Source organism: Myroides marinus (genome assembly GCF_900109075.1).
Taxonomy (GTDB): domain Bacteria; phylum Bacteroidota; class Bacteroidia; order Flavobacteriales; family Flavobacteriaceae; genus Flavobacterium; species Flavobacterium marinum_A.
Map to the genome: position 1 here is coordinate 289914 of NZ_FNYS01000001.1, position 12918 is coordinate 302831.

15 protein-coding genes and 1 riboswitch are annotated in these 12918 nt (G+C 35.5%); of the genes, 12 read left to right on the forward strand and 3 right to left on the reverse strand.

The window, feature by feature from the left end; translation table 11 throughout:
- The first annotated feature begins 109 nt into the window (after positions 1-109).
- From rpsB to BMX53_RS01395, 12 genes are all read left to right on the forward strand, one after another.
- Complete coding sequence (rpsB, locus tag BMX53_RS01340; RefSeq protein WP_038984935.1) at positions 110-850, forward strand: 30S ribosomal protein S2; 741 nt, start codon at positions 110-112, stop codon at positions 848-850.
- Positions 851-952: 102 nt separating this feature from the next.
- Positions 953-1918: a translation elongation factor Ts gene (gene tsf, locus BMX53_RS01345; protein ID WP_038984936.1), complete on the forward strand. Its 966-nt coding sequence runs from the start codon at positions 953-955 to the stop codon at positions 1916-1918.
- 89 nt (positions 1919-2007) lie between these two features.
- Positions 2008-3195, forward strand: coding sequence for a dicarboxylate/amino acid:cation symporter (locus tag BMX53_RS01350; protein WP_074744251.1), 1188 nt, complete (start codon positions 2008-2010; stop codon positions 3193-3195).
- A gap of 49 nt (positions 3196-3244) precedes the next feature.
- The gene (locus tag BMX53_RS01355; RefSeq protein WP_038985156.1) at positions 3245-3724 is read left to right on the forward strand and encodes a methyltransferase; all 480 of its coding nucleotides are present in this window, start codon (positions 3245-3247) and stop codon (positions 3722-3724) included.
- 95 nt (positions 3725-3819) lie between these two features.
- Positions 3820-3919: riboswitch (TPP riboswitch) on the forward strand.
- A gap of 64 nt (positions 3920-3983) precedes the next feature.
- Positions 3984-4190: a sulfur carrier protein ThiS gene (gene thiS / locus BMX53_RS01360; RefSeq protein WP_074744253.1), complete on the forward strand. Its 207-nt coding sequence runs from the start codon at positions 3984-3986 to the stop codon at positions 4188-4190.
- Between the two features lie 47 nt (positions 4191-4237).
- Positions 4238-6052, forward strand: a complete 1815-nt coding sequence (gene thiC, locus BMX53_RS01365) for a phosphomethylpyrimidine synthase ThiC (RefSeq protein WP_074744255.1) — start codon at positions 4238-4240, stop codon at positions 6050-6052.
- A gap of 12 nt (positions 6053-6064) precedes the next feature.
- Positions 6065-6697, forward strand: coding sequence for a thiamine phosphate synthase (locus BMX53_RS01370; protein ID WP_074744257.1), 633 nt, complete (start codon positions 6065-6067; stop codon positions 6695-6697).
- The gene (locus BMX53_RS01375) at positions 6664-7419 is read left to right on the forward strand and encodes a hydroxymethylpyrimidine/phosphomethylpyrimidine kinase (RefSeq protein WP_074744259.1); all 756 of its coding nucleotides are present in this window, start codon (positions 6664-6666) and stop codon (positions 7417-7419) included. The genes BMX53_RS01370 and BMX53_RS01375 overlap by 34 nt, the downstream gene beginning before the upstream one ends.
- Complete coding sequence (locus tag BMX53_RS01380; protein ID WP_074744261.1) at positions 7409-8029, forward strand: thiamine phosphate synthase; 621 nt, start codon at positions 7409-7411, stop codon at positions 8027-8029. Before BMX53_RS01375 ends, BMX53_RS01380 begins: the two co-directional genes overlap by 11 nt.
- The gene (locus tag BMX53_RS01385) at positions 8026-8802 is read left to right on the forward strand and encodes a thiazole synthase (RefSeq protein ID WP_074744263.1); all 777 of its coding nucleotides are present in this window, start codon (positions 8026-8028) and stop codon (positions 8800-8802) included. Before BMX53_RS01380 ends, BMX53_RS01385 begins: the two co-directional genes overlap by 4 nt.
- A 2-nt stretch (positions 8803-8804) precedes the next feature.
- Positions 8805-9914 carry a 2-iminoacetate synthase ThiH gene (gene thiH / locus BMX53_RS01390; protein WP_074744265.1) on the forward strand — a complete coding sequence of 370 codons (1110 nt, stop codon included), beginning with the start codon at positions 8805-8807 and terminating at the stop codon, positions 9912-9914.
- A gap of 15 nt (positions 9915-9929) precedes the next feature.
- Entirely contained in the window at positions 9930-10640 is a 711-nt protein-coding gene (locus tag BMX53_RS01395; RefSeq protein ID WP_074744267.1) for a HesA/MoeB/ThiF family protein, read from the forward strand.
- A 1-nt stretch (position 10641) separates the two neighbouring features.
- Here BMX53_RS01395 and aat read toward each other — a convergent pair whose 3' ends face one another.
- From aat to BMX53_RS01410, 3 genes are read right to left on the reverse strand one after another with little or no spacing between them, the layout of a single operon-like run.
- A complete protein-coding gene (aat, locus tag BMX53_RS01400) occupies positions 10642-11286 on the reverse strand; it encodes a leucyl/phenylalanyl-tRNA--protein transferase (protein WP_074744269.1) in 645 nt (214 codons plus the stop codon).
- A gap of 54 nt (positions 11287-11340) precedes the next feature.
- The gene (locus BMX53_RS01405; RefSeq protein WP_074744272.1) at positions 11341-12009 is read right to left on the reverse strand and encodes a DUF3127 domain-containing protein; all 669 of its coding nucleotides are present in this window, start codon (positions 12007-12009) and stop codon (positions 11341-11343) included.
- A gap of 25 nt (positions 12010-12034) precedes the next feature.
- Positions 12035-12907, reverse strand: a complete 873-nt coding sequence (locus BMX53_RS01410; RefSeq protein ID WP_074744390.1) for a flavin reductase family protein — start codon at positions 12905-12907, stop codon at positions 12035-12037.
- Positions 12908-12918: the final 11 nt, after the last annotated feature.

Consider the following 12918-nt stretch of genomic DNA (forward strand, 5'->3'; position numbering starts at 1 on the left):
ACTTACAAAATGCTGTAAGAGGTAGTTTAGCATCTAAATAATCAAGACCAGTACTTCGGTATTGCTACTTAGATTATTGCTAAAGTAACAGAACGTAAACTATTAGAAAATGGCAAACAAAGTAGAAGTAAAAGATTTACTAGAAGCAGGTGTTCACTTCGGACACATGACTAGAAAATGGGATCCAAACATGGCTCCTTATATCTATATGGAGCGTAATGGTATTCACATTATCAATCTATATAAAACTGCAGCTAAAATTGAAGAAGCTAATGAAGCTTTGAAAAAAATCGCTGCATCAGGAAGAAAAATCCTTTTCGTTGCAACTAAAAAGCAAGCGAAAGACATCGTAGCTGAAAAAGCAGCTGCTGCTAACATGCCTTACATCACTGAAAGATGGCCAGGTGGTATGTTAACAAACTTCGTTACTATCAGAAAAGCTGTTAAGAAAATGGCTATGATCGATAGAATGAAAAAAGACGGTACATTTATGACTCTTTCTAAGAAAGAGCGTTTACAAGTTGAACGTCTTCGTGCAAAATTAGAGAAAAACTTAGGTTCTATTGCTGACATGACTCGTCTACCAGCAGCTCTATTTGTTGTAGATATTAAAGCTGAACACATTGCGATAAAAGAAGCTCAAAAATTAAACATTCCGATCTTCGCTATGGTTGATACGAACTCTGACCCACGTCAAGTTGATTTCGTTATTCCAGCAAACGATGATGCTTCTAAATCAATCGATAAAATTTTATCATTAGTGACTTCTGCTATTATCGAAGGTAATGCAGAAAGAAAGTCTGAAAAAGAAGAAGCTACTAAAGTAGAAGCTCCTGCTGCTAAGGCATAATTTTTTAACAATATCATAAAGTCGTTATGCTGATAGTTGTCTACCTTTGTATACACTGTCGATAACGACTTTTTTTTATTAACTCATTAATACTCTTTTAAAATGGCAAATATTACTGCTGCAGAAGTAAATAAACTAAGACAACAAACAGGTGCCGGAATGATGGACTGTAAAAAAGCTTTAGTTGAAGCTGAAGGAGATTTCGATAAAGCAATCGAAGTTTTACGTAAAAAAGGACAAAAAGTTGCTGCTAACCGTTCTGACCGTGAGTCAAGCGAGGGTGCTGCTGTAGCTTTAGTTAATGCAGACAAAACTAGAGGTGTTGTTCTTACATTAAACTGTGAGACTGACTTCGTAGGTAAAAACGAAGGATTCCAAGCTTTAGCAAAAGAATTAGCTGAAAAAGCTATCAACTTCAATTCTAAAGAAGAATTCTTAGCTTCTCCATTTGACGCTACTATGACTGTTGCTGAAAAATGTGTTGAGCAAACTGGAGTTATCGGTGAGAAAATCGAGATCGGTTCTTTCGAAGTATTAGAAGGTGCTTTCATCGGATCTTACGTTCACGGAAACAAAATCGCTGCTATCACTGCTTTATCTGAAGCTGTTGCTAAAGCTGACGAGATTGCTAAAGACGTATCTATGCAAGTTGCTTCTATGGGTGCTGATACTTTATCTTACAAAGATTTTGATGCAGAATTCGTAGCTAAAGAAACTGAAGCTCGTATCGCTGTTATCGTTAAAGAAAATGAAGAATTAGTACGTTTAGGAAAAACTCTTAAAAATGTACCTCAATATATTTCTTACGCTCAAATTACTGAAGAAGTATTAAAACAAGCGGAAGAAGATGCTAAAGCTGAATTAAAAGCTGAAGGTAAACCAGAAAACATTTGGGATAGAATCTTACCAGGTAAAATCCAACGTTTCATCAGTGATAACACTACTTTAGACCAAGAAAAAGCATTATTAGACCAAAACTTCATCAAAGATGAATCTAAAAAAGTGTCTGACTATGTTAAAGGTTTCAACGTAGAAATCACAGGATTCAAAAGAGCTTCATTAGGTTAATCATTTAACCTTTTAGCAATATTTATTAAAAGCCTCAGTTTATTCTGAGGCTTTTTTTATTACTTTTACCTGACGCAACTATTTTTATTATGAAATTCTTAAAAAAGAATCTGTTAATTCAGATTGTAATCGCTATCGGATTAGGTAGTGTGTTAGGTAATTATCTTCCTGAATCAATAGGAAGAATCTTTAGTACTTTCAATAGTATTTTCGGAGGCTTTTTAGGCTTCTCTATTCCGCTTATCATCATTGGGCTTATCGTACCAGCTATTGGTAACATTGGTAAGAACGCTGGTAAACTTCTTTTGATAACCACCGGTATCGCATATGGCTCCACTCTTTTTGCTGGTTTCGTATCCTACGGAGTGAGTATAGCTACATTCCCAAATATCCTTTCTTTAGGGCAGTTAGGTGATGTAGTAGAATCTACAAAGAACTTATCTCCATATTTTAATATAGAAATGCCCCCTATGTTTGACGTTATGAGTGCATTGATTATATCTTTTATATTGGGAATAGGTATTTCTAAAGGTGATTTCAAGTATTTAGAAGGCATTTTTAACGACTTTCAGAATATTATCATGTCATTAATCAATAAGGCAATCATCCCCTTCTTACCGTTGTTTATTTTCGGTATATTCTTAAACATGACTTACAATGGTCAGGTTTATGTAGTGCTAGGTACTTTCTTAAAGATAATTGGAGTAATCTTTGTTTTACATATTTTTGTACTATTATTCCAGTACGTAATTGCTGGTATGATCAGTAAACAAAACCCATTTGAGTTAATGAAAAATATGCTACCTGCGTACTTCACTGCTCTAGGGACACAGTCATCTGCTGCAACTATACCAGTAACGTTAGAACAAACACTAAAAAATAATGTGAGTCCTAAAATTGCAGGTTTCACTATTCCTCTATGTGCCACTATTCACTTATCTGGTAGTACACTAAAGATAGTAGCCTGTGCGATAGCTCTAATGCTAGTTCAAGGGCAAAGCATTGACTTTACAGTAATGGTAGGATTTATCTTTATGCTAGGTATAGCTATGGTGGCAGCTCCTGGTGTTCCAGGTGGGGCTATTATGGCGTCACTAGGAGTATTAGCTTCTATCTTAGGGTTTGATACTGAACAACAGAGTTTAATGATTGCATTATACATCGCTATGGATAGTTTCGGTACTGCATGTAACGTAATGGGAGATGGTGCTATAGCAATCATTGTAAATAAAATATCAAAAAACACAACTGAGGCTGAAACTATATCAGCGAGTTAAAATATCTATGTACGAAAAAACATATCCGAGTAAACGATTCCACAAAACAATGGAATTTGTAAACAAACATATTTCAAAAGAATCTACTATACTGGATCTAGGAGTAATAAACCCTTTAAGCAAAATAATGCAAGAGGATGGGTATAAAGTTATCAATACTACAGGTGAAGACCTAGATGAGAATCAAAGTGCTCTAGTAAATACCAATTACGATGTACTTACTGCTTTCGAAATAGTAGAGCATTTACTTAATCCTTACACTGTATTAAAAGCTAATAAAGCTCCTAAAATAGTAATTTCAGTTCCTCTAAGATTATGGTTTTCGACTGCATACAGAAGTAAAACAGATATGTTAGATAGACATTACCATGAATTTGAACCATGGCAACTGGATTGGCTTGTAGAAAAAGCTGGATATAAGATCATCGACAGAGACAGTTGGACACATCCCATTAAGAAACTTGGTTTCAGACCAATACTGAGATGGTTCACTCCTAGATACTACATTATATACGCTGAAAGAATATAACAAAAAACGCTGAGAATTATACCTCAGCGTTTTTTTTATGCCGTATGGTAACTGAACATATAATTTGTTTGGTATAAATATTTATCTATATTTGTCTCAAGCTTTAGGGGTGTCTACATCATATTGTAGGCTGAGACTTCACCCTTGGAACCTGATCTAGTTAATACTAGCGTAGGGAAAAGTAAGATGACTTCATTAGAGAGGTACGTTCGTACCCTATTGTAGCCATTCCTAAAGTTATATATAAAAACGAAAAGGAATGGAACTCAAAATCAACAATCAACTAGTACAATTTGACTCTGATACATTAAGCATTCAGTCAATGTTGGATATTTATAATCCAAACAAACAGAAAGGTATTGCTATTGCTGTCAACCAATGTGTTATTTCTAAACACAGTTGGGAAACTCATATACTATCTGCAACAGATGATATCTTAATTATAACCGCTACACAAGGTGGTTGATTCCATTCGTATAAACAAGTAATCACTATTTAAAACTTTATAAAACAATGGAACAACACAGTATCTCACAAACACCTTTCCCTAACTCTAAAAAGATTTATGTAAAGGGAACACTATATCCTATACAGGTGGCGATGAGAGAAATATCTCTAAATGACACTAAACTATCTAACGGAGGTACCGAAAAAAACAATCCCGTAACAGTCTATGATACATCAGGACCTTACACAGATCCTAACATCACCATCGATATCCGAAAAGGTATTCCTCGTCTAAGAGAAGAATGGATATTAGATAGAAATGATGTAGAGACACTCTCATCTATCACTTCTGAATATGGTAAAGCTAGATTAGCAGATGATAAATTAGATCACTTGCGCTTTGAGTTTAGACATAACCCTAAAGAAGCTAAAGCAGGAGCTAATGTTACTCAACTTTATTATGCTAAGAAAGGAATTATAACTCCTGAGATGGAGTATGTAGCTATCAGAGAAAACCAGAGAATAGAGCAGTTAAACTATACTACTGAAGCAATGAGACATCAACACCAAGGCAATAGCTTTGGTGCTAATACACCTAAGAATTTCATTACTCCCGAATTTGTACGTGAAGAAATAGCAAGTGGACGTGCCATAATCCCTAATAATATCAACCACCCAGAAAGCGAGCCTATGATTATAGGTCGTAATTTCTTAGTGAAGATAAACGCCAACATAGGTAATAGTGCAGTTACCTCATCTATCGACGAAGAAGTAGAGAAAGCAGTATGGGCTTGTCGTTGGGGAGCAGATACTATTATGGACTTGTCAACAGGTAAAAATATACACGAGACGAGAGAGTGGATTATCCGAAACTCACCAGTGCCTATTGGAACTGTTCCTATCTATCAGGCATTAGAAAAGGTAAAAGGAATTGCAGAAGATCTTACTTGGGAGATATTTAGAGATACCCTAATAGAGCAAGCTGAGCAAGGAGTTTCTTACTTTACAATTCACGCTGGAGTACTACTTCGATATATACATCTAACAGCTAACCGTGTAACAGGTATTGTATCTCGTGGTGGTTCTATTATGGCTAAGTGGTGTCTGTTCCACCACAAAGAAAACTTCTTATACACACACTTTGAAGAAATATGTGAGATTATGAAGAAGTATGATATCGCCTTTTCTCTAGGTGATGGACTAAGACCTGGTTCAATAGCTGATGCTAATGACGCTGCTCAGTTTGCAGAACTAGAAACTTTAGGAGAACTGACGAAGATTGCTTGGAAACACGATGTACAAGTAATGATAGAAGGTCCTGGTCACGTACCTATGCACATGATTAAAGAAAATATGGAGAAGCAACTACGAGACTGTGGAGAAGCTCCATTCTATACTTTAGGACCTCTAACTACAGATATAGCACCTGGATATGATCATATCACTTCAGCTATAGGTGCTGCTATGATAGGATGGTATGGAACTGCTATGCTATGTTATGTAACACCTAAAGAACACTTAGGTTTACCTAATAAAAAAGACGTTAAAGATGGGGTTATTACTTATAAACTGGCAGCACATGCAGCTGACTTAGCAAAGGGACATCCTGGAGCACAGTATAGAGATAATGCATTAAGTAAAGCTCGTTTTGAGTTTAGATGGGAAGATCAGTTTAATCTATCACTAGATCCAGATACAGCAAGAGAGTTTCACGATGAAACACTACCCGCTGATGGTGCAAAAGTAGCTCACTTCTGTTCTATGTGTGGACCGAAGTTTTGTTCTATGAAGATATCTCAAGAAATCAGAGACTCAGCAGAACAAGGTATGCGTGAAAAATCAGAAGAGTTTATAGAACTAGGAAAAGAGATCTATCTATAATACTTGAGTATTATGGTGGTTATAACGTCTCCTACTCCCATGGTAAATGAAGCAAGCCTTATCAACAAAATGTTTGAAAAAGGCTTGTCTTTACTTCATGTCCGCAAACCAAATATGGATATAAATGAGCTACGATTATGGGTAAAAAACATTGATAATTGCTATCATCAAAGTCTAGTTATTCACATACCAAACATAGTTATCAACAATAAAGAATGGTTTTTTGAACAATATATAGCACTTATCAACAATTTAAACAGTACTTATACACACTTATCAACAGATAATTGTTCATTTGTTAATAACTACAAGTATAAACTACCTAAGTTATCAACATCTGTTCACTGTATAACTGAAGTTAATAAGTTATCAACAACTATAGAAAGAGTGTTTATTAGTCCCATCTATCCGAGTATCTCTAAAAAAGGATATTCCTCATCAATAAATTGGACAGAAGAGATACGACTGAGAACAAACTTTAATACAACCTTAGTTGCATTAGGAGGTATTACACCTTATCGAATAAAAGAACTCAAGACAATGGGGTTTGATGACTATGCTTTACTAGGAACTATATGGGAAGCAGACCAACCTTTAAAACAATTTGAATTATGTCAACATTACGACCAATTGCATTGGCAATAGCAGGTTTTGACCCTACAAGTGGTGCTGGGGTTTTAGCTGATGTTAGAACATTTGAACAAGCTAACGTATATCCGATGGCTGTACTGTCAGCTAATACAATACAAACTGAAGATAGTTTTAGTAGTGTCCAATGGGAAGATAATAGGTATTTGATAAAACAATTAGAAACATTACTAAAGACTTATACTATCTCAGCTATTAAGATAGGTATTATCAAAGACCTAGATGTCTTACAACATTGTATCACTTTAATCAAGAAACTATCTCCTACGACAGTCATAGTATGGGACCCTGTATTGCGTTCCTCTAGTGGATTTGATTTTACTGAATTAGATACCTCTGAATTACTAACAACAGTACTAAAACAGATAGACCTTATCACTCCAAATTATTTAGAGATACATCAGCTAATAACGAATAAAGATGATGCTATCCAGAAAGCTCAAACCTTGAGTCTATACTGTGATGTACTACTAAAAGGAGGACATAATCCTAACGCTTTAGGCTTTGACTATTATATCCATAAAGAACATATACAAACTATAGCTCCAACAACACTTTCAGATTACCCAAAACACGGTTCTGGCTGTGTTCTTTCTTCAGTTATTACAGCTAATATCGCAAAAGGATATACCGTATTAGAAGCCATACAAACTGCTAAACTATATATCGAGTCATTCCTCAATTCTAACCACACATTACTTGGATATCATGCTAAATAAAATACAATACATCAGTCATGGTGATACTCCACAAGAACAGTTGTATCACATCGAATCTGTTCTTGCTGCAGGACAGCAGTGGGTACAATACAGATTTAAAAACACAACTAGTACAACGCTTTGGCAAACTGCAGAACAAGTAAAAAAACTTTGTCAACAATATAATGCCACCCTAATTATTAATGATTATGTAGACTTGGCTAAAGCTATAGATGCGGATGGTGTACACTTAGGACTAACAGATTTGAGCATCACTCAGGCTAGAGAATATCTACCTAACAAAATCATAGGTGGTACAGCTAATACATTTGAAGATATATTGCTCAGACATTACGAAGGTTGTGATTATATAGGCCTTGGACCATATCAATTTACATCTACCAAACAACAACTAAGTCCTATACTAGGTTTAAGTGGATATAGTAAGTTAATCAAGCAAATGAGAGACACAGATATAAACATTCCCATTATAGCTATAGGAGGAATACAACTAGAGGATGTACGCGCCTTAAAACAAACAGGAATACATGGTATAGCCATATCAGGATTACTTCAACACAGTCAAGACAAACAAACACTAATACAACAACTAAACAGCATACTAATATGAACATACAACCACTCAAAATAGCAGACAAGACTTTCCAATCTAGACTGTTCTTAGGCACAGGTAAATATGGCTCTAACCTAGAGATGGAACAGGCAACACTAGCTTCTGAAAGTGAGTTAGTCACTGTAGCCCTTAAGCGCATTGATACCTCAACAGATACAGATGCTATACTTTCTCATCTACACCATCCGCATATTAATCTATTGCCTAATACTTCTGGAGCTAGAAATGCTAAGGAAGCGATCTTTGCTGCTCAGTTAGCTAGAGAGGCATTAGAAACTAACTGGCTGAAGCTTGAGATACACCCTGACCCTAAATACCTTCTACCTGATCCTATAGAAACACTAAAGGCTACAGAAGAATTAGCTAAACTCGATTTCATTATACTTCCATATATACACGCTGATCCCGTATTGTGCAAAAGACTAGAAGATGTAGGTACAGCTGCTGTTATGCCCTTAGGAGCACCTATAGGTACTAATAAAGGCCTAAAAACAATAGATTTCTTAGAAATAATAATTGAGAACAGTAAAGTACCTGTTATTGTAGATGCAGGTATAGGAGCCCCATCTGATGCAGCTAGAGCTATGGAAATAGGTGCTGATGCTGTGCTAGTGAACACAGCAATAGCAGTAGCAGGTAATCCTGTACAAATGGCTGAAGCTTTTAAACTTGCTGTACAGGCAGGTAGACTTGCCTATGAAGCCAAACTACCTCCTATTGCAAGTCATGCTAACGCCTCAAGTCCTTTAACCGCATTTTTATTAGAATAACTATGTCTTTTATCCATACTTATGAACAATACAATTGGGAAGAAGTCAAAAGAACAATATATAACACAACTTCTTTTCAAGTAGAACAAAGTCTTCAACAACCCAAAAAAACACTTACAGATTTTTTACATCTCATCTCTCCTGCTGCTTCACCATACTTAGAGCAGATGGCACAGCTAAGCCAACAACTTACTCAAAAGAGATTTGGTAAAACCATATCACTTTACGCTCCTATGTATTTAAGCAATGAGTGTAATAATATCTGCACTTATTGCGGGTTTAGTTTAGACAACAACATTAGGAGAAAAACACTGACTCCAAAAGAAATAGAACAAGAAGTATCAGTAATTAAAAGTCAAGGATATGATCACATACTATTAGTCACAGGTGAAGCTAATCACATCGTTAATATCAACTACTTCAAACAGAGTATTCAACAGATACAACAGTCTTTCTCTACCATATCTATAGAAGTACAGCCGTTAAAACAAGACGAATATGAACAATTAGCAGAACTAGGTGTCTATGCGGTATTAGTGTATCAAGAAACCTATCACAAAGAAGTATACAAACAATATCACCCTAAAGGGAAGAAATCTAACTTCGAATATAGACTTGACACTCCTGATAGAATAGGCAGAGCAGGTATACATAAGATAGGACTCGGAGTACTGCTAGGATTAGAAGATTGGCGAGTAGACAGTTTCTTTAATGCACTACACATCGATTATTTACAAAAGACCTATTGGCAAACCAAATACTCTGTTTCTTTTCCACGATTAAGGCCTGCCGAAGGTGTGATAGAACCGAACTTCATTATGGAAGATAAAGATCTAATACAACTTATGTGTGCCTATAGAATATGGAATGAAGACTTAGAAATATCGATATCAACTAGAGAAAGTGAAATACTGAGAAATAATGTCTTCAAACTAGGAGCTACTACGATGAGCGCAGGTTCTAAGACTAATCCAGGTGGATATAGTGTTGATGAAGATTCTTTAGAACAATTTGAAATCTGTGATAACAGAACTACAGCCGAAATATATTCTTTAATCAAAAAGGCAGGTTATGAACCAGTATGGAAAGACTGGGATAAAGCATATCAATAACTAAAACATTACAATATGGATACTACTGATTTTTTAAGGTACAGCAGACAAATGAATCTAACAGAAGTAGGTGTAGAAGGTCAAATGAAGATAAAACAAGCTAAAGTATTAGTAATAGGTGCTGGAGGATTAGGTTCTCCAGTACTTACATACTTATCGAGTTGTGGCGTGGGCACACTTGCAGTAGTTGACTTTGATACAATAGAACAACACAATCTACATCGTCAAATATTATTTACTGAAGAAGATATCAATCAAAATAAAACAGCAGTTGCCTATCAGCGCATCAAACAGATTAATCCACATATAAACTTCACTGTCTATAATCAAAAACTCAATACAAACAATGCTGAACAGATATTAAGACATTATGATATTATCGTAGATGGAAGTGATAATTTTTCCACACGTTATCTAGTCAACGATACATGTGTATTACTAAACAAAACACTAGTATCTGGAACAATATTCGGATTCGAAGGGCAGATTAGTGTATTTAACCACAAAGGCTCTCCTAATCTACGTAACCTATTTCCTGAACCACCTGCAGTAGAAGATGTTCCTAACTGTAACCTAAACGGAGTATTAGGTACTTTTCCAGGAATTATAGGTACTATTGTGGCACACGAAACATTAAAAGCAATACTAGAATTACCCACACTAAGTGGCCAATTACTAATACTTAATACATTAACTTGGGAAATAAATAAACTAAGATATACCTAACTTACTTTTTAGGAAGATACTCCATATACACCTCTCTAGGTATTTCGTAAGCTCCTAAAGAGCTTAGGTGATCATTATACACCTGACAATCTAGAAGTGAGTATTTTTTCTTTTGTAGATACTCACATAGATAAATAAAAGCAACTTTACTAGCATTTGGTACAAAGGAGAACATACTCTCTCCGCAGAATACTGGTTTCATATCTACGCCATATAAGCCACCTACAAGTTCTCCTTCTAGCCATACTTCAACAGACTGAGCTAAACCTAGTCTATGTAGATTACAATATGCATCTATCATATCATCTGTAATCCATGTTCCCAATTGTCCATCGCGTTTAGCATTCTGACAATTGCTAATCACATCAGCAAAGCAAGTATTGAAAGTCACTGTAAACTGATCTTTCTTCAGTACATTACGCATACTTTTAGAAATATGCACTTCATGTGGCTCTAAAACCATACGCATACTAGGAGACCACCAAGTAATAGGTTCTCCATCTTCAAACCAAGGAAATATACCTGACTTATAAGCTAGTATTAATCTATTCGCAGATAGATCACCACCTAATGCTAATATACCTGACTCGTGGGTGTTCTCCACAGCCGGAAAATATAAATAGTTACTATCTAAAATTGATATCATAATACTAAAAAAAAGTCCCTAAGAATACTCCTAGGGACAGTTAAAAGAATATTTTTAGAATGGTAGATCATCGTGATCTTCCTCCATATAGCTAGAAGCTGGAGGAAACTGTTGTCCCATATTACTTTGTCCTTGGTTAAAACCTTGTTGGTTTTGGTTAAACCCGCCTTGTTGTTGTGCTTGGTTATTTTGAGCAAAACCTTGTTGTTGATTAAACTGTTGGTTTTGGTTAAATCCTCCTGCTTGTTGACCTTGATTATTTTGAGCGAAACCTTGTTGTTGATTTTGATTAAATCCACCTTGTTGTTGCGCTTGGTTATTTTGAGCAAAACCTTGTTGTTGGTTAGACTGTTGTTGCATACCAGCATTACCATATTGAGACTGCATATTATCTTGTTGTCCCATGTAAGGTTGTTGGTTTTGTCCCATATTACCACCTTGTTGAGCAGGCATCATATGTTCTATTCTCCACCCTTGAATTGTATTAAAGTATCTCATTTCTCCCTGTGGACTTTGCCACTCTCTTCCTCTCAAATTAATAGAAACTCTAACTTGCTCACCTACTTGATAAGAGTCTAATAAGTTCACTTTATCTTGAGTAAACTCAATCATAATATGTTGAGGATATTGCTCTTCAGTAGTTACTACTACTTCTCTTTTTCTAAATGATGAACTAATATCTTGTATGTGTCCAATTAGTTTGATTCTTCCTGTAACTTCCATTTTAATCTCTATTTTTAATTACAATCTATTCGGCTAAAATTGTTTTCCAAGCCAAAGGTACATTATTTTCTTCTAAATATTTTTTTGCTAATTTAAATTTATTGATTTGATTCTTAGATGTCAATATTTCTTTTAATTCAACATTAGAATTTACAAAACTTAGCACCTCATCTTTGCTAGGCAACTGTTCTATATTACCTAAAACACCCAAATCATTACCCGAGAACACGCCACTCTCTACCACACCAGTTGGTAATGCATCTACCCCTAAACCAAGTGTAGTCAACGGTTTTTCTACCTCGAATATCCCTTCATTAGCACGTGTATACCAATTAGCTCCCATACGAGCCACTAAGTCTATCTTATGTTGATCTATTTGCCCATTTTCATCTAGTACATCTTCGTTTACATGTATTTTCACTACTTCACAGATAACTAAATTACCTGCTCCTCCTTCATTTCCTAGACCTATCACTTCCTGTACTACACATTCATATTGTACAGGACTCTCCTTCACTCTGAATGGTTTCACTATATCAGAAGGCACCATAGTCAATCCCGATTTTATAAACTCGTTCACCCCATCCTGATATTCAGTACTCGATAGAGATGTCTGTTGTACCATATCATAAGTTACCACATTAATCACTACCTGAAGGTTACCTTGAACATTAAACAGAGTATGTTTATTCGTATTATCTCTCACTCTTCTAGACGGAGAGAACACCAATATAGGTGGATTAGTACTCACCATATTAAAGAAGCTAAATGGAGACAGATTAGGTCTTCCATCAGCATCCACAGTACTAGCTAAAGCTATAGGACGAGGTCCTATAGACGTTTGCATTAATCGTTGTAGTTCTACTACAGATATATCTTTAGGTTCTAATGATTTCATATATTTCATAA

Bases quoted from the DNA above. Each gene is read 5' to 3' on its own strand.
- rpsB (WP_038984935.1), top strand. From the start codon at position 110: ATGGCAAACAAAGTAGAAGTAAAAGATTTACTAGAAGCAGGTGTTCAC.
- tsf (WP_038984936.1), top strand. From the start codon at position 953: ATGGCAAATATTACTGCTGCAGAAGTAAATAAACTAAGACAACAAACA.
- BMX53_RS01350 (WP_074744251.1), top strand. From the start codon at position 2,008: ATGAAATTCTTAAAAAAGAATCTGTTAATTCAGATTGTAATCGCTATC.
- BMX53_RS01355 (WP_038985156.1), top strand. From the start codon at position 3,245: ATGGAATTTGTAAACAAACATATTTCAAAAGAATCTACTATACTGGAT.
- thiS (WP_074744253.1), top strand. From the start codon at position 3,984: ATGGAACTCAAAATCAACAATCAACTAGTACAATTTGACTCTGATACA.
- thiC (WP_074744255.1), top strand. From the start codon at position 4,238: ATGGAACAACACAGTATCTCACAAACACCTTTCCCTAACTCTAAAAAG.
- BMX53_RS01370 (WP_074744257.1), top strand. From the start codon at position 6,065: ATGGTGGTTATAACGTCTCCTACTCCCATGGTAAATGAAGCAAGCCTT.
- BMX53_RS01375 (WP_074744259.1), top strand. From the start codon at position 6,664: ATGTCAACATTACGACCAATTGCATTGGCAATAGCAGGTTTTGACCCT.
- BMX53_RS01380 (WP_074744261.1), top strand. From the start codon at position 7,409: ATGCTAAATAAAATACAATACATCAGTCATGGTGATACTCCACAAGAA.
- BMX53_RS01385 (WP_074744263.1), top strand. From the start codon at position 8,026: ATGAACATACAACCACTCAAAATAGCAGACAAGACTTTCCAATCTAGA.
- thiH (WP_074744265.1), top strand. From the start codon at position 8,805: ATGTCTTTTATCCATACTTATGAACAATACAATTGGGAAGAAGTCAAA.
- BMX53_RS01395 (WP_074744267.1), top strand. From the start codon at position 9,930: ATGGATACTACTGATTTTTTAAGGTACAGCAGACAAATGAATCTAACA.
- aat (WP_074744269.1), bottom strand. From the start codon at position 11,286: ATGATATCAATTTTAGATAGTAACTATTTATATTTTCCGGCTGTGGAG.
- BMX53_RS01405 (WP_074744272.1), bottom strand. From the start codon at position 12,009: ATGGAAGTTACAGGAAGAATCAAACTAATTGGACACATACAAGATATT.
- BMX53_RS01410 (WP_074744390.1), bottom strand. From the start codon at position 12,907: ATGAAATCATTAGAACCTAAAGATATATCTGTAGTAGAACTACAACGA.